Annotated in this window: 22 protein-coding genes; 7 read left to right on the forward strand and 15 right to left on the reverse strand. The window is 59.8% G+C overall.

Annotated elements, in window-relative coordinates:
• Positions 1-18: 18 nt before the first annotated feature.
• The gene (gene dnaG / locus AB3G35_RS05025) at positions 19-1,974 is read right to left on the reverse strand and encodes a DNA primase (RefSeq protein ID WP_083369744.1); all 1,956 of its coding nucleotides are present in this window, start codon (positions 1,972-1,974) and stop codon (positions 19-21) included.
• A gap of 471 nt (positions 1,975-2,445) precedes the next feature.
• A complete protein-coding gene (rpsU, locus tag AB3G35_RS05030) occupies positions 2,446-2,661 on the reverse strand; it encodes a 30S ribosomal protein S21 (protein WP_002551877.1) in 216 nt (71 codons plus the stop codon).
• A gap of 198 nt (positions 2,662-2,859) precedes the next feature.
• Between rpsU and tsaD the strand changes: the two genes are divergently transcribed.
• Entirely contained in the window at positions 2,860-3,885 is a 1,026-nt protein-coding gene (gene tsaD / locus AB3G35_RS05035) for a tRNA (adenosine(37)-N6)-threonylcarbamoyltransferase complex transferase subunit TsaD (RefSeq protein ID WP_086795725.1), read from the forward strand.
• A 43-nt stretch (positions 3,886-3,928) separates the two neighbouring features.
• On the opposite strand, the gene plsY is transcribed toward tsaD, so the two are convergent.
• Positions 3,929-4,498 carry a glycerol-3-phosphate 1-O-acyltransferase PlsY gene (plsY, locus tag AB3G35_RS05040; protein ID WP_083369745.1) on the reverse strand — a complete coding sequence of 190 codons (570 nt, stop codon included), beginning with the start codon at positions 4,496-4,498 and terminating at the stop codon, positions 3,929-3,931.
• 74 nt (positions 4,499-4,572) lie between these two features.
• On the opposite strand from plsY, the gene folB reads away from it, so the two are divergent.
• Both folB and folK read left to right on the forward strand, forming a co-directional pair.
• On the forward strand, positions 4,573-4,926 hold the full coding sequence (folB, locus tag AB3G35_RS05045; RefSeq protein WP_029611601.1) for a dihydroneopterin aldolase: 354 nt from the start codon (positions 4,573-4,575) through the stop codon (positions 4,924-4,926).
• Positions 4,917-5,441 carry a 2-amino-4-hydroxy-6-hydroxymethyldihydropteridine diphosphokinase gene (gene folK, locus AB3G35_RS05050; protein WP_169884702.1) on the forward strand — a complete coding sequence of 175 codons (525 nt, stop codon included), beginning with the start codon at positions 4,917-4,919 and terminating at the stop codon, positions 5,439-5,441. Before folB ends, folK begins: the two co-directional genes overlap by 10 nt.
• Positions 5,442-5,573: 132 nt before the next feature.
• Here the strand turns inward: folK and AB3G35_RS05055 are convergent, their stop codons facing one another.
• From AB3G35_RS05055 to AB3G35_RS05105, 11 genes are all read right to left on the reverse strand, one after another.
• Positions 5,574-6,797: a multifunctional CCA addition/repair protein gene (locus tag AB3G35_RS05055; RefSeq protein ID WP_169909726.1), complete on the reverse strand. Its 1,224-nt coding sequence runs from the start codon at positions 6,795-6,797 to the stop codon at positions 5,574-5,576.
• Positions 6,798-6,855: 58 nt separating this feature from the next.
• On the reverse strand, positions 6,856-8,418 hold the full coding sequence (locus AB3G35_RS05060) for a SpoVR family protein (protein WP_016782435.1): 1,563 nt from the start codon (positions 8,416-8,418) through the stop codon (positions 6,856-6,858).
• Positions 8,415-9,689 (reverse strand): YeaH/YhbH family protein, encoded by a 1,275-nt coding sequence (locus tag AB3G35_RS05065; protein WP_369782359.1) that lies wholly within the window; start codon positions 9,687-9,689, stop codon positions 8,415-8,417. The genes AB3G35_RS05060 and AB3G35_RS05065 overlap by 4 nt, the downstream gene beginning before the upstream one ends.
• A gap of 100 nt (positions 9,690-9,789) precedes the next feature.
• Positions 9,790-11,712, reverse strand: coding sequence for a PrkA family serine protein kinase (locus tag AB3G35_RS05070; protein ID WP_016782433.1), 1,923 nt, complete (start codon positions 11,710-11,712; stop codon positions 9,790-9,792).
• 299 nt (positions 11,713-12,011) lie between these two features.
• Positions 12,012-12,341: a thiosulfate sulfurtransferase GlpE gene (glpE, locus tag AB3G35_RS05075; protein ID WP_016782432.1), complete on the reverse strand. Its 330-nt coding sequence runs from the start codon at positions 12,339-12,341 to the stop codon at positions 12,012-12,014.
• A 32-nt stretch (positions 12,342-12,373) separates the two neighbouring features.
• Entirely contained in the window at positions 12,374-13,255 is an 882-nt protein-coding gene (locus tag AB3G35_RS05080; RefSeq protein ID WP_369782360.1) for a symmetrical bis(5'-nucleosyl)-tetraphosphatase, read from the reverse strand.
• The gene (gene apaG / locus AB3G35_RS05085) at positions 13,255-13,635 is read right to left on the reverse strand and encodes a Co2+/Mg2+ efflux protein ApaG (RefSeq protein WP_016782430.1); all 381 of its coding nucleotides are present in this window, start codon (positions 13,633-13,635) and stop codon (positions 13,255-13,257) included. Before apaG ends, AB3G35_RS05080 begins: the two co-directional genes overlap by 1 nt.
• 123 nt (positions 13,636-13,758) lie before the next feature.
• Positions 13,759-14,577 carry a 16S rRNA (adenine(1518)-N(6)/adenine(1519)-N(6))-dimethyltransferase RsmA gene (gene rsmA / locus AB3G35_RS05090; RefSeq protein ID WP_016782429.1) on the reverse strand — a complete coding sequence of 273 codons (819 nt, stop codon included), beginning with the start codon at positions 14,575-14,577 and terminating at the stop codon, positions 13,759-13,761.
• Positions 14,574-15,563 (reverse strand): 4-hydroxythreonine-4-phosphate dehydrogenase PdxA, encoded by a 990-nt coding sequence (gene pdxA / locus AB3G35_RS05095; protein ID WP_134050167.1) that lies wholly within the window; start codon positions 15,561-15,563, stop codon positions 14,574-14,576. The genes rsmA and pdxA overlap by 4 nt, the downstream gene beginning before the upstream one ends.
• Positions 15,560-16,900, reverse strand: a complete 1,341-nt coding sequence (gene surA, locus AB3G35_RS05100) for a peptidylprolyl isomerase SurA (RefSeq protein ID WP_169845011.1) — start codon at positions 16,898-16,900, stop codon at positions 15,560-15,562. Before surA ends, pdxA begins: the two co-directional genes overlap by 4 nt.
• The gene (locus tag AB3G35_RS05105) at positions 16,875-19,628 is read right to left on the reverse strand and encodes an LPS-assembly protein LptD (protein WP_106115577.1); all 2,754 of its coding nucleotides are present in this window, start codon (positions 19,626-19,628) and stop codon (positions 16,875-16,877) included. The genes surA and AB3G35_RS05105 overlap by 26 nt, the downstream gene beginning before the upstream one ends.
• A 131-nt stretch (positions 19,629-19,759) precedes the next feature.
• On the opposite strand from AB3G35_RS05105, the gene AB3G35_RS05110 reads away from it, so the two are divergent.
• From AB3G35_RS05110 to AB3G35_RS05120, 3 genes are read left to right on the forward strand one after another with little or no spacing between them, the layout of a single operon-like run.
• Positions 19,760-20,785 (forward strand): aminoglycoside phosphotransferase family protein, encoded by a 1,026-nt coding sequence (locus AB3G35_RS05110; RefSeq protein ID WP_086795729.1) that lies wholly within the window; start codon positions 19,760-19,762, stop codon positions 20,783-20,785.
• Positions 20,782-21,453: an N-acetylmuramate alpha-1-phosphate uridylyltransferase MurU gene (gene murU, locus AB3G35_RS05115; protein WP_134050160.1), complete on the forward strand. Its 672-nt coding sequence runs from the start codon at positions 20,782-20,784 to the stop codon at positions 21,451-21,453. The genes AB3G35_RS05110 and murU overlap by 4 nt, the downstream gene beginning before the upstream one ends.
• A gap of 1 nt (position 21,454) precedes the next feature.
• Complete coding sequence (locus AB3G35_RS05120; protein WP_369782361.1) at positions 21,455-22,219, forward strand: DnaJ domain-containing protein; 765 nt, start codon at positions 21,455-21,457, stop codon at positions 22,217-22,219.
• A gap of 7 nt (positions 22,220-22,226) precedes the next feature.
• Here AB3G35_RS05120 and AB3G35_RS05125 read toward each other — a convergent pair whose 3' ends face one another.
• Entirely contained in the window at positions 22,227-23,216 is a 990-nt protein-coding gene (locus tag AB3G35_RS05125; RefSeq protein WP_086795732.1) for an alpha/beta hydrolase family protein, read from the reverse strand.
• Between the two features lie 74 nt (positions 23,217-23,290).
• Here AB3G35_RS05125 and AB3G35_RS05130 point away from each other — a divergent pair, with 74 nt between their 5' ends.
• Entirely contained in the window at positions 23,291-25,684 is a 2,394-nt protein-coding gene (locus AB3G35_RS05130; RefSeq protein ID WP_203304322.1) for a transporter substrate-binding domain-containing protein, read from the forward strand.
• Position 25,685 lies beyond the last annotated feature (1 nt).

Genomic DNA, 25,685 nt, shown 5'->3' on the forward strand with positions numbered 1-25,685 from the left:
TATACCTTAGCTATGACCTCACGCGCCAGTTGAGGTCGGGTTTGATGCGGGATTATTGCGACTTAGAAGGTCGCGTAACTGATTTTTTTCCTCGCTACTTAGCTCGCCTTGACGTGCTTTTCGAAGAAGTTGTTCAAGATTTCGCTCGCGTTGGCGAGCTGACAAGCTAGTTATGGTGTCGAAAAACTGTTGTTCAAGGTTGTCGGCATCAATTAGCCATTCCTTTTCCAGCAGTCTTTGCAGCAAGCGGCCCTGTTCAGTGCCGTGCCAACGGGACAGTAGCTGAATAGAGCTTAGCTTAGGATTTTTCTGTACGGCCTCGACCAGAGCAATCAGCAGTTGATTGTTAGTCTGGTCTTCTGCGGCAAAGTGCCCGGCATCCTCAACTTTTTTCGCCAGTTGCGGATGATGCAACAGGGTGCGCAGGGCCGTCAGGGTGGGGGGTTCAACACCTACCGGGATCCAGGCCTGCTCGCGTTCGCCGCCGCGCTTGCCTTTTTTGTCCCAGGGCTTGTTTTCCCACTTTTTGCCGCCAGCGCCAGGCTTTTTCGGGGTCCATTCCTGTTGGGGGATGTACATGTCCGGTTGCTGGAAGTCGCTGTAGTCGGGCATTGCATCGTAATCGATACCCGGATCGTAGGCCGGCTGTGCCTGGGTTTTTGCCGGCGCGCTTTGCGCCAGCTGGCTGACGGTTTCACTGGTAAGGCCGGTGATTTCGCTCAGGCGCTGGCGCATCAGGGCCCGCAGGTTGGCGCCCGGTACCTTGTCGATCAGCGGTGCTGCCAGCGTGGCCATGTGGGCCTTGCCTTCGAGCGAGCGAGGGTCGGCTTCTTCGGTCAGTTGCTGGAAAAAGTAATCTGCCAGCGGCTGGGCATGCTGGTTGATGCGGGCCTTGAAGGCGTCGGTGCCTTCGGAGCGCACCAGGGTGTCCGGGTCTTCGCCTTCGGGCAAGAACAGGAAGCGGGCGCGACGCCCGTCCTGCAGGCAGGGCAGCGTGGCTTCAAGTGCGCGCCAGGCTGCATTGCGGCCCGCCTGGTCGCCGTCAAAGCAGAACAACACGCTGGGCACCACGCGAAACAGACGCTTCATGTGTTCTTCGCTGGTGGCGGTACCCAGGGTCGCGACAGCATTGCGCAGGCCTTGCTGGGCCAGGGCGATGACGTCCATATAGCCTTCCACCACGATGATTTCGTCGAGGCTGCGGTTGAACTTGCGCGCCTCGAACAGCCCGTACAGTTCCTGGCCTTTGTGAAAGACCGGGGTTTCCGGGGAGTTCAGGTACTTGGGCTTGTCGTCGCCCAGCACCCGGCCGCCAAAGGCAATGATACGGCCGCGGCTGTCGCGGATCGGAAACATGACTCGGTCACGAAAACGGTCGTAACGCTTGCCGGTCTCGGCGTTCTCCACCAGCAGGCCGGCGTCGATCATGGCTTTTTGTTGCAGCGTGTCACTGCTCAGGTGTTTGTAGAGGTTGTCCCAGCCTGGTGGCGCAAAGCCCAAACCGAAGTCGCGGGCTATTTCGCCCGTCAGGCCTCGGCCCTTCAGGTAGTCCACTGCTGCTTTGCGTGCCGGATGGCTTTTTAGAGCCTGGCGATAAAAGTCAGCAGCGGCAGTCAGAAGAGGGTAGAGCGGTGAGTCGGTCGGTTGCCGTGGTTTATGTGGGCGACCGCTTTCTTCTCGCGGGATTTCCATGCCGGCGGCTTTGGCCAGTTCTTCGACAGCCTGGGGGAAGTCCAGGTTGTCGTGGTCCATGATAAAGCCGAGGGCGTTGCCGCCAGCGCCGCAGCCAAAGCAGTAATAGAACTGTTTGTCGGGGCTTACGCTGAAGGACGGGGTTTTTTCTTTGTGGAAGGGGCAGCAGGCGGTGTAGTTCTTGCCGGCTTTCTTCATTTGCACGCGCGAGCTGACGACATCGACGATATCGGTACGGTTCAGAAGGTCGTCAATAAAGCTCTGGGGGATTAACCCGGCCATGGCGTTCTCGTCATCACTGCGCAGAAGTGGGTCCGTATAAAGAGCTGGGTCGTCGTGCGTGCAGGCGAAAGCTCTGCTCGATCACTCGGTATCTGCTCAATTATTTCGGGGAAGTGTATCTGTCGAAATCCGCTCTACTCATATTAACCAGAGTCGATGGGATCGATAAATGTCACGCTCTGAGTCCGGCACTGACCAATGGCTGGTCTCGGATAGCTCATAAGCAGGCACTGGAGAGGTGCCTTGGGCTGATCGTCTTTAAGGAAAATCAGAGAGGTGTGCGCGTCGGTAGCCTTGGAAGGCTCGTCAGTAAAGACGTGCACCGCTGGCTATTAGGCCAGGTCTGACGTGATGTAACGCTTGTCGCGGTCGCATCTGCGGCCTTGACGATAAAGCATGTAACTTGCAACAACTGCCTACGGCCCGGCTTTAGGCCGGGCTTGGCAGAAGCGTGCAACGAACGTCTGTGTATTAGTACAGACGAACGGCGCGGCGCTGCTCGCGCTGAACTTTCTTCGCGTGACGCTTAACAGCAGCTGCTGCTTTACGCTTACGCTCAGAAGTCGGCTTCTCGTAAAATTCGCGGCTGCGAACTTCAGCCAGAACACCGGCTTTTTCGCAGGAGCGCTTGAAACGACGCAGAGCTACGTCGAAGGGTTCGTTCTCTTTTACTTTGACGGCTGGCATCCAGAGCTACCTTCATTCATTACCGGGGTCAACGTCTCAAGGCAAAATCGCGTTGGAAGACGTCGGTTTTTAAGGGTTGCGGATGTTAACCCCTCATCGCCCGGAATGCAAAGCCTCTGATCGAAAACCGCTGGCCGGGGGCGGGAGTGGCGACTATTATGCGCGCCTTCGAATTTAGCCTCTACAAGGCGTAAACCCATGCTAGTACTGGGATTAGAAACCTCCTGCGACGAAACCGGCGTCGCGCTATACGACAGTGAACGCGGGCTTTTGGCCGATGCACTGTTCAGTCAGATCGACCTGCACCGCGCTTATGGCGGTGTGGTGCCGGAGCTGGCTTCACGGGATCACGTCAAGCGAATGCTGCCCTTGATTCGTCAGGTGCTGGCCGAGGCCGATTGTGTGCCTACGGAGATTGACGCGATTGCCTATACGGCTGGCCCGGGATTGGTCGGAGCCCTGCTGGTTGGGGCTTCTTGCGCCCAGGCGCTGGCATTTGCCTGGGGTATTCCGGCCCTCGGCGTGCACCACATGGAAGGTCACTTGCTGGCTCCGATGCTGGAAGAACAGCCTCCGGAGTTTCCGTTCGTCGCTTTGTTGGTGTCGGGTGGTCATACGCAGCTGGTTCGCGTGGATGGCATCGGCCAATACGAGTTGTTGGGCGAGACCCTGGACGATGCTGCGGGTGAGGCGTTTGACAAGACCGCGAAGATGATGGGGCTCAACTACCCCGGCGGCCCTGAGATCGCCCGTCTGGCCGCTCAGGGCGTTGCCGGGCGCTTTGTGTTCCCGCGACCCATGACCGATCGTCCCGGCCTGCAGTTCAGCTTCAGCGGCCTCAAGACGTTTGCCCTGAACACCTGGCAGCGTTGCGTGGCCGAGGGCGACGATACTGAGCAGACCCGTTGCGATATCTCCCTGGCCTTCCAGCAGGCGGTGGTCGAGACGCTGACCATCAAGTGCAAGCGGGCCTTGAAGCATGCGGGCATGAAGCGCCTGGTGATTGCCGGCGGGGTGAGTGCGAACAAGGCGCTGCGTGTTTCGCTGGAGAAAATGCTCGGTGAGATGAAGGGCAATGTGTATTACGCCCGACCGGAATTTTGCACGGATAACGGCGCGATGATCGCATTCGCCGGCTGCCAGCGCTTGCAGGCAGGCCAGCACGAAACATTGGCCATCAGCGTGCAAGCACGCTGGCCGATGGAGCAATTGCAGCCCCTGTGATGACAGGGTTGGCACAATGGTGAAGATTTTTCACGGGCAAGATTCAGAAATGCCGTTCGCGCCCGGCCATCAGGTCGCGTAAATTGCCGCGGTGGCGCCAGACAATCAGTGCCGTCAAGGCGCTCATGGGCAGCAGTGCGGCAGGCTCTTGCCAGGCCAGCAGTGGCAGGGTCAGGGGGGTGGCGATCAGGGCCGCCAGCGAGCTGGTACGGGTCAACTGGAAGGTCAGCAGCCATGCGGCGACAGCCAGCAGTGCGGCAGGCGGATACAGCCCCAGCAGCATGCCGGCCGCCGTGGCGACACCCTTGCCGCCGCGAAAGCGGAAGTAGGCAGGGTACATATGGCCTACAACGGCGCAGCCGCCGATCCAGGCCTGGTCCTGGAGAGAGAAATCCAGTTGGTTGGCCAGCAGGACGGGCAAAAGCCCCTTGCACAGGTCGCCGAGCAAGGTCAGGACGGCAAGTTTTTTGCCGGCCAGACGCAACATGTTGGTTGCGCCGGCATTGCCGGAACCACTCATTCGCGGGTCGGGAGTTCCCGTCAGGCGGCTGAGCAAAATGGCAAAGGACAGAGAGCCGAGCAGGTAGGCGAGGATCGCCAGTAACCAAAACATGCTAACTATTCCGGGCGAGGACGCCCTGATTCTAACGGCGCTTTGCGCCCTTGTCGTGCTGCGGAGAAGAGTGCTTGGACAGAGTGTTTATCGAAGGCCTGGAAGTTGACACCGTTATCGGTGCTTATGACTGGGAACGTGGCATCCGTCAGTGCCTGCGCCTTGATCTGAGTTTTGCGTGGGATAACCGCCCGGCTGCGGCTGGGGATGATCTGACGCTGGCCTTGGATTACGCGAGTGTATCCGCGCGCATTCAGGCGTTTGCCGAGCAGGCTCAATTTCAGCTGGTGGAAACTTTCGCCGAGCGTCTGGCCGAAGTGTTGATGAGCGAGTTCAATATTCCCTGGCTGCACCTCAAGCTGACCAAGCCCGGCGCCGTTGCGGCGGCCACTGGGGTGGGCGTGGAGATTGAGCGCGGATGTCGCTAACTCGGATTTATCTTGGGCTGGGCAGTAATGTCGAGCGCGAAACACATCTGCAGGCGGGTCTGGATGCGCTGGCCGGGTTTTTGCTGGGCATGCAGTGTTCGCCCGTGTTCGAAAGCCAGCCGGTAGGGATCAAGAGCGGGCCGTTTTTCAATCTGGTGGTGTCGGCGAAAACCGATTTGCCGCTGGTTGAGTTAAGCCGACGTTTGAAGCTGATCGAGGCGGATAACGGGCGTTACGCCCAAGATCGCAAGGGTTTGCCCCTGGATATCGACGTGTTGTTTTACGGCGATCTGGAGGGTAATTTCGATGGCTTGACCCTGCCGCGTGCCGAAATTCTCAAGAATGCTTTTGTGTTGTGGCCGCTGTCTTTGATAGCTCCGGACAAAATCCACCCGGGTGTGGGCAAGCCCCTTGCGCAGTTGTGGGCTGAGGCGCAGATCGATCAGGTGCTTGCGCCTGCAGCCTTCGAGTGGCGGGGGGAGTCCTTGACGCCGCTGGAGTTGCTGGCGGGCTGATAGCCTTTTGAATGGGCGGCAGGTTGCCGCCTTTTTTGTGGGAGCGGGCTTGCTCGCGATGGCGTCGATGCGGTCTGTCTGAAAGACCGTGGTGCCCTGATCGCGAGCAAGCCCGCTCCCACAAGGTTTGCGCTACGCCGCATCCTTGTAGGCTTGCAGTGCCTTAAGCCGTTCGCGCTTGAGTGCCTCACCCAGCTCAGGCCCTTTAAAACCCTGCTCCAGCAGCGGCTGCACCGCTACCGCCAGGGCTGCCCGCGCCGCGCCGCGCAGGTAGTCAGCCTGCGGGTACGGGCGATCTTCCAGCCCCAGGCGCCCTTTGGCATCCATCTCGCACGCCACGACAAACTCCTCGAACCGCTGCGGCCGCCGGTACACGTCAAAACGTTGCAGCAACTCCAGAAGCGTCGAAGCCTTGAGTTCAAGGGCCCGATGGCCGTGCGTGTGGTATTCGCCCACCAGCAGGGCCAGTTCCTGGCAGTCACGCGGCACCTTGTAGCGGTCATTGACCGCCTTGATCAGGCGCAGCCCCTTGTGCTCGTGGGCAATGTGCCTTGGCCAGTCCTTTTCAGGGGTCAGGCCCTTGCCCAGGTCGTGCAGCAGGCAAGCCCAGCGCACCGTTAGGGGCTGTTTGTGCAAGGCCGATTGCTCCAGCACGCTGAGGGTATGCACGCCGCTGTCGATTTCCGGGTGATGGGCCGGGGGCTGCGGCACGCCAAACAGGGCGTTGACCTCGGGCAGCAGCACTTCAAGTGCGTCACAGTTGCGCAGCACTTGAATAAAGACCTGCGGCTGATCTTCCATCAAGGCGCGGGAGATTTCCTTCCAGCAGCGCTCCGGGGTCAAGGCTTGCAGTTCGCCGGAGCGGGACAATTGACGCATCAGCTCCAGGGTCTCGGGGGCGATGCTGAAACCCAGGCTGGCGTAGCGCGCAGCAAATCGGGCCACGCGCAGCACTCTGAGTGGATCTTCGGCGAATGCGGGGGAAACGTGGCGCAAGATGCGGGCTTTAAGGTCGCGCTGGCCATGATAAGGGTCGGTCACGTTGCCGGCCTCGTCCTCGGCCATCGCATTGATGGTCAGGTCACGACGGATCAGGTCTTCTTCGAGGGTGACGTCGGGGCTGGCGTGAAAAACAAAGCCGCCATAGCCATGACCACTTTTACGTTCGGTGCGCGCCAACGCATATTCATCACCGGTTTTGGGGTGAAGGAATACCGGGAAGTCCGAACCGACAGGGCGATAGCCAAGGGCCTGCATTTGTTCGGCCGTAGCGCCGACCACCACCCAGTCGATATCGGTGACAGGCTTGCCCAGCAGGCGATCGCGTACAGCACCGCCAACTTTATAGATCTGCATAAAAAACCTCCGTTAGCGCGACAGGATAACGCGTGTGCCGTGTTAACGGAGGCTTGGGTTACAGGTGAATGGCTCCCATGTCCAGGCGACCACGGTCAAGATCACCGTGGTCGCCTTTTGGCGGGACATGGTGGACCTTCATGACCTGGTCGCCTTGCAGTGTTTCCAGGTGAATGTCGAAGCCCCACAAGCGGTGCAGGTGCTTGAGAACTTCTTCGGTGGAGTCGCCCAAGGGTTTGCGGTCGTGTTGCTGGTGACGCAGAGTCAGTGAGCGGTCACCACGCCGGTCGATGCTCCAGATCTGGATATTGGGTTCGCGATTGCCCAGGTTGTATTGCGCGGCCAGGGTTTCGCGAATGATGCGGTAGCCGTTTTCGTCATGGATGGCGGGTACCAGCAAGTCGTCTTTTTGATCGTCGTCCATGATGCTGAACAGCTTCAGGTCGCGGATTACCTTGGGTGACAGGTACTGCAGGATAAAACTCTCGTCCTTGAAGCTGGCCATGGCGAATTTGATGCTCGACAGCCAGTCGCTGCCCGCAAGGTCAGGGAACCAGTAGCGATCCTCATCGGTAGGGTGTTCGCAGATGCGCCGGATATCGCAATACATCGCAAAGCCCAGCGCGTAGGGGTTGATACCGCTGTAGTAGGGGCTGTCAAAACCGGGCTGGAACACCACGCTGGTGTGGGAAATGAGGAACTCCATCATAAAGCCTTCGGTGACCAGGCCTTCGTCATAGAGGTCGTTCATCAGGGTGTAGTGCCAAAAAGTTGCCCACCCCTCGTTCATCACCTGGGTTTGCCGCTGTGGGTAAAAGTACTGGGCGATCTTGCGCACGATGCGCACAACTTCACGCTGCCAGGGCTCCAGCAAGGGCGCGTGTTTTTCCAGGAAGTACAGAATGTTTTCCTGAGGCTCTTCGGGGAAGCGGGCGTTGTCCTTCTCGCTGAGTTTGTCTGCGCTTTTGGGGATGGTGCGCCACAAATCGTTGATCTGCTTTTGCAGGTGCTCCTCGCGTTCCTTTTGGCGACGGCGCTCCTCTTCGGCTGAAATCGGATCAGGCCGTTTGTAGCGGTCCACCCCGTAGTTCATCAGGGCATGGCAGGAGTCGAGCAGGTCTTCCACCGCGTCGATGCCGTGGCGCTCCTCGCACTGCATGATGTACTGCTTGGCGAACACCAGGTAATCGATGATCGAGCTGGCATCGGTCCAGGTGCGAAACAGGTAGTTGCCCTTGAAGAAGCTGTTATGGCCATAGCAAGCATGGGCCACCACCAATGCCTGCATGCAGATGGTGTTTTCTTCCATCAGATAGGCAATGCAGGGGTCTGAGTTGATAACGATTTCGTAGGCCAGCCCCATCTGGCCCCTGGTGTAGGATTTTTCAGTGCTAAGGAAGTGTTTGCCGTAGGACCAGTGGTGATAACCCAACGGCATGCCCACCGATGCGTAGGCATCCATCATTTGCTCGGCGGTGATGACTTCGATCTGGTTGGGGTAGGTGTCCAGCGCATAGCGGCCAGCCAGGCGGCCGATTTCGCGGTCATAGGCCTGGATCAGGTCAAAGGTCCACTCTGAGCCGGTGGAGATGGGTTGGCGCTTATTCTCTTTGGCGGTCATGTCACTAACCTGCGCTGGAAGAGTTCACGGAAGACCGGGTAAATATCGCCGGCCGAGACCAGTTGCTGTTGGGCGAAGGTGTCGGAAAACGCCTCGCTGATGCGTTCGTACTCGTACCAGAGCGCCTGGTGTTCGCGCGGGGTGATCTCTACATAAGTGTAGTACTGCACGAACGGCATGATCTGGTTGATCAGAATGTCGCGGCAAATGGGGGAGTCGTCGTTCCAGTTGTCTCCGTCAGAGGCTTGGGCTGCGTAGATGTTCCACTCGTTGGTGGGGTAACGCTCGGCCATGATCTCCTGCATCAATTTGAGTGCGCTGGAGACGATGGTGCCGCCGGTTTCCCGGGAATAGAAAAACTCCTCTTCATCGACCTCCAGTGCGCTGGTGTGATGGCGAATAAACACCACGTCAATCTTGTCGTAGTTGCGCTTGAGAAACAGGTACAGAAGGATGAAAAAGCGTTTGGCGATGTCTTTGGTGGCTTGGGTCATGGAGCCTGAAACGTCCATCAGGCAGAACATGACGGCTTTGGAGCTGGGGTTGGGCTGTTTGATCAGCAGGTTGTACTTGAGGTCGAAGGTGTCGAGAAACGGCACGCGATGAATACGCGCGCTGAGCTTCTCGATTTCAGCTTCGATGGTCTTGATATCGCCGAAGTTATCCGGTTCTTCGCGTTTTAACCGCTCCAGCTCAGCCTTGGCTTCGCGCAGTTTTGCCCGGCTGCTGCCGGACAGGGCGATGCGCCGTGCATGGGCGGAGCGCAGGGTGCGGATGATATTGATGCGGGACGGGTTGCCCTCGTTGCTGATACCGGCGCGGACGGTTTTGAACGTGTCGGTGCCGGTCAGGTTGCGTTTGACCAGGTTGGGTAGCTCAAGGTCTTCGAACATGAATTCGAGGAACTCTTCCTGGGTGATCTGGAACACGAACTCATCCATGCCTTCGCCGGAGTTGCCCGCTTTGCCTGGCCCGCCGCCACCTCCCGAGCCACCTTGAGGGCGTGGAATATGTTCACCGCTGGTGAATTCCTTGTTGCCGGGGTGAACCACGGTTTGCTTGCCACCACGGCCGTGATGCAGCACCGGCTCATCGATATCGCGGCCAGGGATGCTGATTTGCTCGCCATGTTCCATATCTGTAATGGAACGGCGGCCCACGGCCTCTTCTACGGCCTTTTTGATATGGTCACGGTAGCGCCGCAGAAAACGCTGACGGTTAACCGTGCTCTTGTTCTTGCCATTGAGGCGTCGGTCGATCACATAGCTCATTAGGCCCTCCGGGCAGCTTCAAGTTGTGAGCTGCAAGCTGCAAGTCCAAGCAATTGCCCTGCCTGTTCTTGCAGCTTGAGGCTTGAGGCTTACAACTGCCTCACTGCGACTTGCGGACCCGCAGGTACCACTCGGAGAGCAGCCGTACTTGTTTGTCGGTGTAGCCACGTTCGACCATTCGAGTGACGAAGTCGTTGTGTTTTTGCTGGTCCTCTTTGCTTGCCTTGGCGTTGAAGCTGATAACCGGCAGCAGGTCTTCGGTGTTGGAGAACATTTTCTTCTCGATCACCACCCGCAGCTTCTCGTAGCTGAGCCAGGTCGGGTTTTTGCCGTTGTTATTGGCGCGGGCACGCAGTACGAAGTTGACGATCTCGTTGCGGAAATCCTTCGGATTGCTGATGCCTGCCGGTTTTTCGATTTTCTCCAGCTCTTCGTTGAGAGCCACGCGATTGAGGATCTCGCCGGTTTCCGGGTCGCGGTATTCCTGGTCCTGAATCCAGAAGTCGGCGTAGAGCACATAACGATCGAAGATGTTTTGCCCGTATTCGCTGTAGGACTCCAGGTAAGCGGTCTGGATTTCCTTGCCGATAAACTCGATGTAGCGCGGCGCCAGGTATTCCTTGAGGAAACGCAGGTAGCGCTCACGGGTTTCAGCCTGGAATTGTTCCTGTTCGATCTGCTGTTCGAGCACATAAAGCAGGTGGACCGGGTTGGCGGCAATTTCGTGGGGGTCGAAGTTGAACACCTTGGACAGAATCTTGAACGCGAAACGGGTCGACAGGCCATTCATGCCTTCGTCGACACCCGCGTTGTCTCGGTACTCCTGGATGGACTTGGCTTTCGGGTCGGTATCCTTCAGGTTTTCGCCGTCATACACCCGCATCTTGGAGTAGATGTTGGAGTTTTCCGGCTCTTTGAGCCGTGATAGTACGGTGAACTGGGCCAGCATTTTCAGGGTGTCGGGCGCGCAATGGGCTTTGGCCAGCGAGCTGTTGAACAGCAGTTTGTCGTAGATCTTCACTTCGTCACTGACGCGCAGGCAATACGGCACTTTGACGATGTAGATCCGGTCGATGAAGGCTTCGTTGTTCTTGTTGTTGCGGAAGGTGTGCCACTCCGATTCGTTGGAGTGAGCCAGCAGGATGCCAGTAAACGGGATCGCGCCCAGGCCTTCGGTGCTGTTGTAGTTGCCTTCCTGGGTGGCCGTCAGCAGTGGGTGCAGCACCTTGATCGGTGCCTTGAACATCTCCACGAACTCCATCAAGCCCTGGTTGGACCGGCACAAGGCGCCCGAGTAGCTGTAGGCGTCGGCGTCGTTTTGCGGGAATTCTTCCAGTTTGCGGATATCGACCTTGCCGACCAGGGCCGAAATGTCCTGGTTGTTTTCGTCGCCGGGTTCGGTTTTGGCGACACCGATCTGATTGAGGATCGAGGGGTAGAGTTTAACCACGCGGAACTGGCTGATATCACCGCCAAACTCGGCCAGGCGCTTGGTGGCCCACGGCGACATGATGGTGCTCAGGTAGCGTTTGGGGATGCCGAAGTCTTCTTCGAGGATCGCGCCATCTTCGGTGGCGTTGAACAGGCCCAGGGGCGACTCGAAAACCGGTGAACCCTTGATGGCATAGAAGGGCACTTTTTCAATCAGCTGTTTGAGTTTTTCGGCAAGGGATGATTTGCCGCCCCCGACCGGGCCCAACAGATAGAGGATTTGCTTTTTCTCTTCCAGGCCCTGTGCAGCATGGCGGAAGTAGGAAACGATCTGGTCGATGCATTCTTCCATTCCGTGGAAGTCTTCAAAGGCCGGATAGCGGCGAATCACCTTGTTGGAAAAAATCCGCGATAGCCGTGAATCGGTTGAGGTGTCCAGTAGTTCAGGCTCACCAATGGCCAGCAGTAGCCGTTCAGCGGCAGAGGCATAAGTGCTTTTGTCCTGTTTGCACAGCTCAAGATATTCCTGGAGCGTGAGCTCTTCCTGGCGTGTGGATTCAAAGCGTTGTTGGAAGTGGCTAAAAATACTCATGACGTCACCTCGCTCGATACGTGGAGTCGGCGATAGATCGGTCAGTTCGAGTGCTGGCATGCAGCAGCATGTGTGCTGCTGTGTACCCCCCAGGACACCATCAAGGTGGCTAAACCCTTGAAGTTACTACCGATGATCCATTCGCCGGTGTACCGGCTCTCCCCAGATTTGGATGGCCTGAGGTAAAGGATAGTTGGTAATCCGGGAGGTCAAGGGCGGATGCGTGAAATGTTGCGCCTGACCGTTGGTCAGGCGGGCCGCCAGCCCTCTGATCACGGGGGCTGGGGCTAATAAAAATATTATTCGCCCGGGCTTTGGGCGGTTTCGTCCGGGTAAGTGGCGCGCCACAGCTCGAAGCCACCATCCAGGCTGTAGACCTCGCTGAAGCCCTGGCCGACCAGATACGCGGCTGCACTCTGGCTGGAGTTGCCGTGGTAGCAGGCCACGATCAGCGGGGCGTCGAGGTCGGCGTTGGCGATGAAGTCATGCAGCGAGTGGTTGTCCAGGTGCTTGGCGCCGCTGATATGGCTGGCGGCAAAGGCCTGCGGGTCGCGCACATCAACGACGACGGCGCCTTGTTCGCGCAGGGCCTGGGCTTGCTCGGGCGGGATACGTTTGAATTCGGTCATGGGGGATTCCTGTGGCCTGACAGCGGGCGCGGTTAGCCGGCGCCCAAGGGTTGGGAAGATGGCTCGGTATGTGGAGCAATGGAGGGCGCGGCAAGGCCCGGGTCGTCGCAGTCGCAGAGCAGGCGCTGGCCAGTGTCGACATTGAGCAGGGTCATGGCCCCGCCCCAGACGCAACCGGTATCAAGGGCATGGATGCCCGGCTCCTTGCAGTTGCCTTCCAGTGCGGCCCAGTGCCCGAAGATGATCTTGAGGCCCTGGGTCTTGCGTTCTTTATAGCTGAACCACGGCGCGAATCCGGGCGGTGCAGTACCGACGCCTTCTTTGCTTTTGAGGTCGAGTTTGCCCTCTCGGGTACAAAAACGCATGCGGGTGAAATAGTTGGTAATAACCCGCAAGCGGGTCACACCGGTCAGCTCGTTGTCCCACTTGGCGGGATCGTTGCCGTACATGCCGTCAAGGTAAGGCCCTATGAGATTGTCATCACGCAGGGCCTGTTCGACTTCGCTGGCGCATTTGAGGGCTTTTTTCAGCGTCCACTGCGGCGGTATTCCGGCATGCACCAGTGCGGTATCACGCTCTGCATCGTAGTACAGCAACGGTTGCTGGCGAAGCCAGTTCAGCAGTTCATCGCAGTCGGGGGCCTGGAGGATTTCACGCAGGGTATCGCCTTTTTTCAGGCGTTCGATATTGCGCCCCACGGCCAGCAGGTGCAGGTCATGGTTGCCCAGCACGCAGACCAGAGACTCGCGCATACGGTACAGAAAACGCAGGGTTTCCAGCGATTCAGGGCCGCGGTTGACCAGGTCACCGACCAGCCAGAGCTTGTCTTTGGCAGGGTCGAAGGCTACACGTTCGAGCAGGCGCTTGAGCGGTTTCAGGCAACCTTGCAAATCACCCACGGCATACACTGCCATCAGTGCAGGGCCCCGGGTACCGCGAGGCGGAAGGGCGCAATAATGGCTTTGAACTCGTGGCCGTCGTCGGCGTGCATCAGGTAGCTACCCTGCATGGTGCCGACTTTGGTGGTGATCACTGAGCCACTGCTGTAGGTGTGTTCGCTGCCAGGATCAATCTTGGGTTGCAGCCCTACAACGCCTGCGCCGCGAACTTCCTCGACATGACCGTCGCCGTCGGTGATGACCCAGTGCCGGGACAGCAGTTTGGCGGCGACTGAGCCGTTGTTGCGCACCGTAATGGTGTAGGCAAAGGCAAAGCGCTGATGTTCGGGCTGCGATTGTTCTGGCAGGTAACGTGTGACGACGCTGACGTCGACCAGATAGCGGGGATCGTGCATGCGAGAGGCCTTACTTGAAAGCGAAGACACAGTTCGGGATAAAACTGATCCCTGAGTCTAGGCCAAACAACGGGTACCCGGCTAGACATGGCGTCTGGCCGGGTAGCCGTTTTTTCTCGGCAATCAGTCGGCGGCGGGCGCCACGACCGGTTGCTCGCTCAGCTTGTCGGCCAGGCGCACGAAGGCGGCCAGGTCGAGTTGCTCCGGGCGTTTGCTGCCATCGACGCCAGCGGCTTCGATTTCAGCGTTGCTGAGCAAGGCCTTGAGGGTGTTGCGCAGGGTTTTGCGGCGCTGGTTGAAGGCTTCGCGAACCACGCGCTCAAGCAGGCGATGATCCTTGGCCGGGTGCGGCAGGACCTCGTGAGGCACCAGGCGGACAATCGCCGAATCAACTTTCGGCGGCGGGTTGAATGCCCCCGGGCCTACGTTGAACAGGTGTTCGACGCGGCAGTGGTACTGAACCATGATCGACAGGCGACCCCAGTCACCACCACCAGGGCCGGCGGCCATGCGCTCGACCACTTCCTTTTGCAGCATGAAGTGCATGTCACGGATCAGGTCGGCGTTTTTCAGCAGGTGAAAAATCAGCGGCGTAGAGATGTTGTACGGCAGGTTACCGACCACACGCAGGGTGCGCGGTGCAGCATTGAGGCTTTTGAAGTCGAACTTCAGCGCATCACCCTGGTGCAGGGTGAAGTTGCTCATGCCAGCAAACTGGCGGTTGAGGATCGGCACCAGGTCCTTGTCGAGTTCAACGACGTCGAGCTGCCCACCGCTGTTGAGGATGCCTTCGGTCAGGGCGCCCTGGCCCGGGCCGATTTCCAGCAGGCGTTCGCCCGCCTTGGCGTTGATGGCGCGCAAGATGCGGTCAATCACGCCTGCATCGTGCAGGAAGTTCTGGCCAAAGCGCTTGCGCGCCTTGTGTTGGTATTGCTCGTTCATATACGGGTCTCGGCCATCTGGTAGGCGGTTTCCAGCGCGACTTGCAGGCTGCCGGTATCGATCTTGCCGCTGCCCGCCAGATCCAGGGCGGTGCCGTGGTCGACAGAGGTGCGGATAATCGGCAAGCCCAGAGTGATGTTGACGGCGGCGCCAAACCCTTTGTACTTGAGTACGGGCAGGCCCTGGTCGTGGTACATCGCCAGCACTGCGTCGCAGTGTTCCAGATATTTGGGGGTAAACAGAGTGTCGGCAGGCAGCGGGCCACGCAGGTCCATGCCCTCGCTGCGCAGGCGCTCCAGGGTTGGTTCGATGATATCTATTTCTTCATGGCCCAAATGGCCGCCTTCACCGGCATGGGGGTTGAGCCCGCACACCAGAATTCGCGGCCGGGCAATGCCGAATTTTTGTTGTAGGTCGGCGTGCAGAATGCGGGTGACCCGCATCAGTCGCTCGGGGGTTATTGCATCGCTGACCTGACGTAGCGGCAGGTGCGTGGTGACCAGTGCCACGCGCAATCCGCGGGTGGCCAGCATCATCACGACCTGTGGGGTATGGGTCAGGTCGGCAAGGAATTCGGTGTGCCCGGAGAACGGGATGCCTGCTTCGTTGATCACGCCTTTATGCACCGGGGCGGTGATCATGCCGGCAAAGTCGCCATCCATGCAGCCTTGTGCGGCGCGGGTCAGGGTCTGCAGCACAAAGGCGGCATTGGCCTTGTCCAGCTTGCCGGCGGTAACCGTGGCATTCAGCGGGGTGTCCCACACATACAGGCTGCCTGCTGGAGCTGGCTGTTCGGGCCAGTTGCCCGGCCCAACCGGGAGCAGGCTGACAGCCACACCGAGCTGCGCGGCCCGCTCAAGGAGCAGGTCGCGGCTGGTGATGGCAATCAGGGGGTGTGGCTGGTGTTGCGAGGCGAGCAGCAGGCACAGGTCGGGACCTATGCCTGCCGGTTCGCCGGGTGTCAGGGCAAAACGCTGTGTGTTCACTGCGCGGCCTGGCCTGCGCTGTCAGTTTCAGTTGCGCCTGGCAGCTTGATTTCAACATAGGCTTCGTCGCGGATCTGACGTAGCCAGGATTGCAGCTCTTCATCGTACTTGCGGTTACGCAGAGCGTTCATGGCCTGCTGCTCGCGAGCCTGGGTGGTGCTGTCAGTGGCACGACGGCCAAGGACTTCCAGAACATGCCAGCCGTATTGGGTCTTGAACGGCTTGGACAGTACACCTTGCGGGGTGTCGGCCATTGCTTCGCGGAATTCCGGTACCAGCGAATTCGGGTCAACCCAGTTCAGGTCGCCACCGTTGAGGGCGGAACCCGGGTCTTCGGAGTAAGTCTTGGCCAAAGTGGCAAAGTCTTCGCCCGACGAGATGCGGTCGTAGATTTTGGCTGCCAGTTCTTTGGTTTGCGCTTCAGTACGAATTTCGCTTGGTTTGATCAGGATATGACGGACATGGACTTCGTCCACCACCACTGATCCACCGCCACGTTTTGCGTTCAGCTTGAGGATGATAAAGCCGCCTGGCGTGCGTACTGGAGGCGTCACGTCACCCACCGGCATCTCACTGAGCATGCGGTCGAAAGGGGGTGGCAGTTGAGCCGCTTTACGCCAGCCCATGTCGCCGCCTTCCAGTGCCGTGTCGCTGCCGGAGCGGGCGATGGCCATTTGGGCAAAGTCAGCGCCTTGCTTGAGCTTGTTGTAGACCTCTTCAGCCTGGCGTGCTGCGTTCTGGACGGCTTCCGAACTCGCGCTTTCAGGCGTCGGGATCAGGATATTGGCCAGGTGATACTCTTCGGACATCTGCATTTTGCCCAGGTCCGAGGCCAGGAAGTTTTTCACTTCCTGGTCCGTGACCTGAATGCGCTCGGCCACGCGACGCTGGCGTACGCGGCTGATGATCATCTCGCGACGTACCTGCTCGCGGGCATCCTCATAGGACAGGCCGTCGTGGGCCAGGGCCTGACGGAACTGCTCGATGGTCATGTTGTTGCGCTGGGCAATGGTGCCAATGGCCTGGTTCAGCTCTTCGTCCGTGATACGGATACCAGAGCGTTCGCCGATCTGCAGTTGCAGGTTTTCGACGATCAGGCGCTCAAGCACCTGCTGATCCAGAACGCTGGCAGGCGGTACGCCCTGGCCGCGCTTGGCGATGGTTTGCTGCACTTCGTGGACACGCTGGTCCAGTTGGCTCTGCATGATCACGTCGTTGTCGACGATGGCCACCACTTTATCCAGGGGCTGTACTGCAGCGCTGGCTGCAGTACCCAGGAACAACGCGCCCAGCATTAGCGGGCGCAGACACTCAGAAAGCTTGATCTTCACGTTCACGATAACCTTGGATGCCTTTGTCGAGGAAGCTCTCTACTTTGGTGCCAACAACGCCACCGAGACCTTTCAGCACAACTTGGAGGAAGAGACCATGGTCGCCCTTCTCATTAAGAGGGGCTGCTTGGGTGTATTCGTCGTTGGATACCCAGTAACGGCTGATCAGACGAAGCTTCCAGCAGCAGTTGTCGTACTCGAAGCCACCGAAGGCTTCCAGGGTACGGTTGCGGTTGTAGTCGTACTGCCAGCGGCTGATGGCGTTCCATTGCGGCACGATCGGCCAGATAACCGAGAAGTCGTGCTGCTGGATCTTGTAGTAGTCCTTGATGTAACCCGGTTGGCCAGGGGTGCCGTAGTCACCGCCGCCCACAATCCACTTGCCGGTGTACTGGTCGTAACGAACCTGGTCGTTGCGGTAGCGGTAGCCGACGTTGACCACCTTGTTCGGGTTGTCTTCAGGCTGGTAGTGCATCATCGCACTGCCAGAGCGCGGGCTGTGGCTCTCTGGGTCCCAGTTGTAGTCGGCCGTCGCACGCCAGTCGCGGTTGAAGCGATAGGCGTATTCCAGTGCATACGGCGACACGCTGGAGGTTGCATCCGCACGGTCTGCGTCAATGCCCGGCAACTGAACCTTGCGGTCCTTGAAGTAGTAGGCCTGGCCCACGCTGATGCGTTGACGTTCAAAGCCGTTGTCTTCGATCAGGCGGCTGGTCAGGCCCAGCGACAGCTTGTTCTCGTCGCCCACACGGTCGGTGCCGGTGAAGCGGTTGTCACGCCACAGCGAGGAGTAGCTGAAAGTGCTTTCGCTGGTGTCGAAAATCGGGATGTCATCCTGATTTTTCTCCGGCACATACAGGTAGAACGCACGCGGCTCCAGGGTCTGGCGGTAGTTGGTGCCGAACCAGTTGGTGTTGCGGTCGAAGTACAGGCCGCTGTCGACGCTGGCGATTGGCACGCTACGGTTGACCGAGCTGTCGAACTTGCCGCCAGCAGTGGCCAACTGAGTCTTGCCAGTGCCATCCAGATCCAGATCGTACTGGGTGTACATGTACTTGAGGGACGGCGTCAGGAAGCCATAGCTCCAGTTCAGCGGCAGGCTGACACTTGGTGCAAGGTTCAGGCGTGTACCGTTGGCACGGGCAAGGCCGGTCACGTTGTTGTCCAAGCGTGGGTCTACAGTGCCATCTTCGTTGGTGTAATTGCCGTTTTCCAGGCTGCGGTCGAATCGCACCAGCTCGGTGTTATAGGCGAAGTTCAGGCCACCCGGGTGAGTGGGCAGCATGCCATCGAGGGTGAGCTGCGGCAGTTTGTCGTAGGGCGTGATCTGGGTAACGGTGGCCAGTTGATAGGCCTGCACGTTCAGCTTGGCAGTGTAGTCATCGCCACGGTAGCTGACGGCGCCCTGCTGGTTCAGGTAATCACGGCTTTCAACGCCGATCTGGTCGCTTTCCAGATCCTGGAAGTAATACGGATCGCTGATCTTGGTGTAGTCGACTTCGGTCAGTACACGCGAATCCAGGCCGCCCTTGTGCTGCCAGTTGAGCATGTAGCGCTTGTCGGTGTAGTCGGTCTGGCGCTTGCGGTCGTCGTTGTCGTCGTTGAGGTACGCGGCACCGAACTGGCCTTCGCTGGATTCGGTCAGGTAGCGGAACTCGCCTTCCATCAACAGGCCGCGCTTGGTCATGTAGCGCGGGTACAACGTGGCATCGTAGTTGGGTGCCAGGTTGAAGTAGTACGGGGTCACGAGCATAAAGCCGGTGTCGGTGCTGCTGCTGAAGGACGGCGGCAGGAAACCGGACTGACGGCGGTCGTCGATCGGGAAGTAGATGTACGGGGTGTAGAACACTGGAATGTCCTTGACCCGCAGCGTCACGTTGGTGGCCGTACCGAAACCGGTGGCCGGGTTCAACGTGATGTTGTTGCCCTTGAGCTGCCAGGCGTTGCTGCTTGGCTCGCACGTGGTGTAGGTACCATCCTTGAGGCGGATGATCGAGTCTTCAGCACGCTTGGCATACAGCGCACTGCCGCGGATACGCGACTTGTGCAGCACGTATTCGGCGTTGTCGACCTTGGCCGCACCGGTGTCCAGCTGCACATCGGCGTGGTCGCCGACGATCAGGGCGCCGTTGTCGCGCAGGCGCACCTTGCCATTGAGTTCGCCACGGCTTTCAGCCTGGTACAGGCTGGCTTCGTCGGCTTCGATCTGCATGCTGCCCTGACGCATCACGACGTCACCTGCCAGGGTCGCCACCTGCTCTTCCTGCTCATAGCGGGAGGCTTTGGCGCCGATAAAGGTCGGTGCATCGCTTTTGCTGGTGGGGTCGTTCATGCCCGGACGGATGGGCTCCACGTACGAACCGGAGCAGTACGGGCCGGTTTCGGCCAGTTGGGCTGCGGTCAGCTTGTCCCGGGGGACCCAGTCGAGGTGGCTGTAGTCGTCGCTGCGCGCCTTGAGCCCGCGGCCTTTGGCCTCGGTGACCAGAGGGGCCTGCTTGGCCTGCTCGCTGGTTTCACCGCTGGCACCCACCGACCCGTCGCCATGCGCAGGACGCGGTGGCAGTTGCGCCACGTTGGTTTTTGGTGCGCAATCCCAGCCACCCGTAGCCGACACGGAACAGTCATACTGCTCCTCGGCAAACGCGAACGGCGTGGCGAGAGGTTGCATGGCCAGCAAACTGCCGGTTACCAGCAACGGAAATTTTTTACGAAACGCGGGGGATTTCAATGCCATCTTATTAGTCCGGGCTTCCTGCGTGCCATCAGCCCGCGGTGGGGGACCGCACGCCTATCGATGGTCTGGAAAAGATTCTGGATAATAAAGCATGACCCGCTTGACGGCTAGCGCCGTCGGAGACCCTTGTAATGCCTGACCAAGATGTACGCCTGCAACACCTGAAAGTTTGGCTGGATGAACAGTTGGCAACCGTGTTCGCGAATGAGGGTTGGGGTGCTGTGCCCCCGGCCACGCTGACTGCTGCCAGTAGCGATGCGAGTTTCCGGCGCTATTTTCGCTGGGAGGGTGAAGGGCGCAGTTTCGTCGTCATGGACGCGCCGCCCCCCCAGGAAAACTGCAGACCTTTCGTCGAAATTGCTGATTTTCTGCGGACTTGCCTGATCAATGTGCCGAAAATTTATGCTCAGGACCTCGATCGCGGCTTCCTTTTGCTCAACGATCTGGGCAACAAGACCTTCCTGGACGTGATCAACAGCACCAACGCCGACGAATTGTTCAAGGATGCCATCGAAGCCCTGCTGGCCTTCCAGCAACTGCCGATGACCGAGCCTTTGCCCAGCTATGACGTGGCCTTGCTGCGCCGCGAGCTGGAGCTGTTCCCCGAGTGGTATGTGCGTGCTCACCTGGGGGTGGATTTCAATGAGCAGCAGCAGGCCGCCTGGCAACGGGTCAGTGCGCTGCTGATCGACAGCGCCCTGGCGCAGCCAAAAGTGCTGGTGCACCGCGACTTTATGCCGCGCAACCTGATGCTCAGTATTCCCAACCCCGGTGTGCTGGATTTCCAGGACGCGGTGTATGGCCCGGTGACCTACGACATTACCTGCCTGTTCAAGGATGCGTTCCTGAGCTGGCCTGAAGAGCGCGTGCGCAACTGGCTGCAGGATTACTGGCAACTGGCACTGCCGTTGGGCATCCCGGTGCAACGCGACTTTGAAGAGTTCCTGCGTGCCAGCGACCTGATGGGTGTGCAGCGGCATTTGAAAGTGATCGGTATTTTTGCCCGCATCTGCCATCGCGACGGAAAACCGCGTTATCTGGCCGATGTGCCGCGTTTCTTCTCTTATATAGAAGCCGTGCTGGCGCGACGCCCCGAGCTGGCAGAACTGGGTGAACTGTTCGCCAGCCTGGGGCTGACCCGCGAGGTCGATGCATGAAGGCGATGATTCTGGCGGCCGGCAAAGGCGAGCGCCTGCGCCCGCTGACCCTGCACACGCCCAAGCCATTGGTTCGTGCAGGGGGCGTGCCGCTGATCGAGTACCACCTGCGTGCGCTGGCAGTGGCGGGCTTTACCGACATCGTGATCAACCACGCCTGGCTGGGCCAGCAGATTGAAGATCATCTGGGCGACGGCTCGCAGTTTGGTGTCCGCATCCAGTACTCACCGGAAGGTGAACCGCTGGAAACCGGTGGCGGCATTTTCCAGGCGCTGGCATTGCTCGGTGATACGCCATTTGCTGTGGTTAACGGTGATATCTGGACCGATTACGACTTTGCCGCCTTGCGCCAGCCATTGACCGGCCTGGCGCACCTGGTTCTTGTGGATAACCCGGCGCACCATATGGGCGGGGACTTCAGCCTCAGCGCAGGTCAGGTTCAAGAGGGTGTAGCGGGTGCCGATACGCTGACCTACAGCGGTATCGCCGTGCTCCACCCCGAGCTGTTCAGGGGCTGCACGGCGGGTGCTTTCAAACTGGCGCCGCTATTGCGCAAGGCAATGGCGGCCGGGCAAGTGACCGGTGAACGATTGCAAGGGCATTGGGTGGATGTGGGTACGCACGAGCGGCTGGCCGAGGTCGAGTCGTTGATCAAGGGCGCTCGCTAGCATGTTGTGGCCAGGGACTCTGATCGGAGCCGGAGCCGGCTTTTTCATTGCCAGTATTCCGGGGGCCATGCTTGGCGCTTTATTGGGGCAGGCACTGGACCGGCGCCTGCAACTGCACAGTTGGGCCGATCTGCTGGAGCGCCTGGGCGCCCGGCAGGTGCTGCGCAACGATGAGTTGTTGTTTGTGCTGCTCGGCCGGCTGGCCAAAAGCGGTGGGCAGGTGCTGGACCCGCATATCGCGCAGGCGCGCCAGGAAATGCGTCAGCTCGACATGGCGCCCGCCGCGCAAAAGCGTGCGATTGCCGCCTTCAACCGCGGCAAGTCGGGTAGTGATTCGCTACGCGGTTATCTTAAACGGCTCAAGGCTCAGCCCCATGCGGCAGAAGGGGTATTGCGCGCTTGTTGGCGGATGATCCTGGCCGATGGCCGGGTGGCGCCCCAGGAGCGCGAGCTGATTGTGCTTTGGGGTGGCTGGTTGGGCTGGACCCGGCAACAGGTACTGGCGCTGGGTGGCGAACGTGACGCTCAGCAAAGACCCGTGGCAACCCGCGGCGGTACCTACCTGCAGGCACTGACTCTGCTGGGGGTGACTGAAACCAGTGATCCTGAGCAGATCAAGCGCGCCTACCGCCGCCTGCTCAGTCGTCACCACCCGGACAAGGTCGCCGGCAGCGGTGCCGGCCCGGTGCAGGTGCGCGAAGCCACCGAAAAAACCCGCGAACTGCACCAGGCCTACACCTTGGTTCGTCAGCGCCGCGGGTTCTAGCGCGGGTTTACTTATCCACAGGCTGCGGGCTGAGCCAGCCGCGCACCCGACGAAACAACTGCTCCTGTTCGCCTTCCCGGTTACCCGGGGTGGCGAACAGTCCTACCTGTTTGAAATTCGATCCGTTGGCGCGCTTGCTGGCCTGCAGTCTTTGCAGGGCGGCTTCGCGGGCCTGGGGTTGGTCTTTGTAGAAGATATCCAGCAGCGCGACGTTGAGGGCCGGGGTCAACTGGCTCAAGTCCGGCTCTGCCAGCACCGGTTTGCGGGCAGACACCATGATCAGCTTCTGAACCTGGGCAGGATGTTTGGTACTGATGTAGCGCGATGCCCAATAGGCCCCGGAGCCGTGGCCGAGCAGAACGACAGTGCGCATGTTCTGGTGCTGGGCAAAGGCAATGGCCGCATCAATACGGGCGAAGATGCGCTCGGCATCGGCCTTGTCCAGATCTTGTGCGCTTTGCGCCGCTTCCGGTTCCGGGCTTTCGGTACCCGCACTGGCCGCTTGCTCGATGGGTTTGGCTGTGGTGCTGGCTGCTTTGCTGCTACTGTCTGTCGCAATTGCTGTAGGAGGTTTCTCTGGTTCGGCTTCCCGCGCCTGGCTGGCTTCGCTTTGCATGTCCGGCAAGCTCAGGCTCAGGCTGGCCCAGTTGGCGTCCGGCAGCTTGTTGCGCAGTGGGCCGACGGTCAGGGGCCAGTCAGCAGTTTCACCGGCGCCGGGCACGATAATCACTGCACCTTCGGGGGCGCTGCTGTTGGCGGGTTTCCACAGGGCGAGAAAGTTGTCATTGGGCGCTTGCAGCTGTTGCTGCTCGTGTACGGGGAGTTGTCGCTCAAGGGCTGCGGCGTCTTCCTGGCTGCGCTCGGGCAGTGGGTCGCGCACGGCGGGCTTGGCCGCAGGTTCGGTTTCGGGCTGGGTGTCGCCTGCGAGCACTGGCAGGGCGAACGGCAATACCAGCGACAGGCACAAGGCTGGCAGTGCCAGACGATAAGGAAACATCGGTTATTCCAGGCCAGAAGTAGTCCCGGCAGCGTAATGGGTTGATCAGTATTTGTCAGGGTGTGAGCGTTTAGATGAGACGTTTTTGCTATCTGTGGGTTATCGGCTGGCTCTGGCTGCCCTTGATGGGCCATGCCGCGCCTGTGCCCGCCGCCCAGTTGTCGGCCGAGCAACAGCAATGGCTGGCCCGGCACACAGAGTTGCGGGTGGGCCTGGTATTGCAGGCGCCCTATGCCCGATTTGATCGCCGCCTGCAGCAGTTGTCCGGGGCCAATGTCGAGCTGATGAAGTGGCTGGCGCAAGCACTCAATGTTGAACTGATCTGGCGTAACTACCCTGATCTGGCGCAACTTGAACAGGCCGCCCGTAACGGTGAAATCGACCTGGCCCCCGGGCTGACGCAAACCCCGGCGGGTTTGCGCCTGTGGCAGTTTTCCGATCCTTATATGCGTGTGCCGCAATTGTTGGTGGGCACGCGCAATGGCACCGGCTCGGTTGACCTTGAGCGTGTCGACAGCCAGACCCGCGTCGCGGTGCGCATGCCGAGTGCCACCGCCGATTTTTTGCGCAGCAGCTACCCTGGCCTCAACTTGCAGGGCGTGCCGCTGGAGCGCCAGGCCTTGCAGTTGTTGCTTAGCCAGCAAGCCACCTATGCTGTGATCGACGAAGCCCAGCTCAGTCGCTTGTCGGCCGAGCCCGAGTTTGCCGAGCTGGCGGTGGTGGGTGATGTCGGCTTGCCGCAGTTGTTGCGCGTTGCAACGCGGCGTGACTGGCCTGAGTTGGCCGGTATCGTCGAGCGTGGCCTGCATGCGATCCCGGCGCGGGACATGGAACAACTGCATAGTCGCTGGCTGCAACCCAAATACCCGCACCTTGGCCCGTCGCCCGGCTTTTGGCAGAACCTGAGCTTGCTGATCCTCGCGTTGCTGCTGGCCAGCATGGCGATTGTGGTGTGGCAGCGCCGTCAGCAAACCAGCCTGGAACGGGCCTTGCTCAGTGCCCGCGAAGACCTCGTATTGCATACCGCCAGCGCCGAGGCCCTGCGTCTGAGCCAGTTCTCCATTGACCAGAGCCCCGTGGGTATTCTGTGGGTCAATTGGGACAGCCATGTGCGCTACGCCAACCGGGCGGCCGAAGAGATGCTCGGCTATTCGCCAGGGGCAGTGCTGGAGCGCCCGCTCAGGGATTTTGACCCCGGCCTGACGATGGATCGCTGGTTGAACATGTGGCGCCGCGCGCGCAATCACAAGGAGGGTGTTCACCGCAGTGAAACACTGTGCGTGCGTGCGGATGGCTCGCAGTTTCCCGCCGATGTGACCTTGAGCTTCCTGCGCTTTCAAACCGCGGAATACCTGGTGGTGTACCTCAATGACATCACCGAGCGCCACCAGGTGCAGGCCGCCTTGCAGGAAAGCGATGCGCGTTTGCAGGGCATTGCCGCCAACGTGCCGGGGCTGGTCTTTCGCCTGGAGCGTTCGCTTCTGACTGGCGAACTGGACTTCCCCTATATCAGCGAAGGCAGCGAGAGCCTGGCGGGGTTTTCCCCGGCCACATTGCGCCTGCGCGAAGTGGGCCTGCGCAGCCTGGTGCATCCGGATGACCGGGCGGATTACCATCGGGTGCAGGACCTGGCGCTGGACAGCGACAGTGATTGGTCCTGGCAAGGTCGGATCCTGACCCGCCAGGGCCAGCAGCGCTGGGCCGAGATCAAGGCCATCACCCGTCGCCTGGATGATGGCACGGTGGTGTGGGACGGGATTGTCTGGGATATCAGCGAAAGCAAGCGCATCGAGCTTGAACTGGACAGCTCCCGCGGGCAGCTGCGCGAACTGTCGGCGCACCTTGAAAGCGTGCGCGAAGAAGAAAAGGCACGCATCGCGCGTGAAGTGCATGATGAACTGGGGCAGATCCTGACAGTGCTCAAACTGGAAACCTCAATGTGCGAGCTGGCCTACGCCCAGCTGGATCCGGGGTTGCATGAGCGACTCAACAGCATGAAAAAATTGATCGCCCAGCTATTCCAGCTGGTGCGCGATGTGGCGACCTCCTTGCGCCCGCCGATCCTGGACGCGGGCATCAGCTCGGCCATTGAGTGGCAGGCCAGACGCTTTGAAGCGCGCACGCACATTCCTTGCCTGGTGCAGGTCCCTGAGTATTTGCCGCCGCTGGGTGCGTCCAAGGAGGTGGGGTTGTTCCGCATCCTGCAGGAGGCGCTGACCAATGTGATGCGCCATGCCCAGGCGCACACGGTTGAGCTGACCTTGAGCGTGCAGGGGCGGGAGTTGTGCCTGAGCATCAGTGATGACGGCCAGGGTTTTGTGCCCGCAGGCGGGCGGCCGACCTCCTTTGGGCTGGTGGGCATGCGCGAGCGGGTGTTGATGCTGGGCGGAACACTGGCGTTGCACAGTGTTCCGGGGGAGGGAACGACCCTGACGGTACGCGTGCCTTTGGTGGAGAAAAGTGGATGAG

It is taken from the genome of Pseudomonas sp. WC2401 (assembly GCF_041200115.1).
In the GTDB taxonomy this organism is placed as follows: Bacteria; Pseudomonadota; Gammaproteobacteria; order Pseudomonadales; family Pseudomonadaceae; genus Aquipseudomonas; species Aquipseudomonas fragi.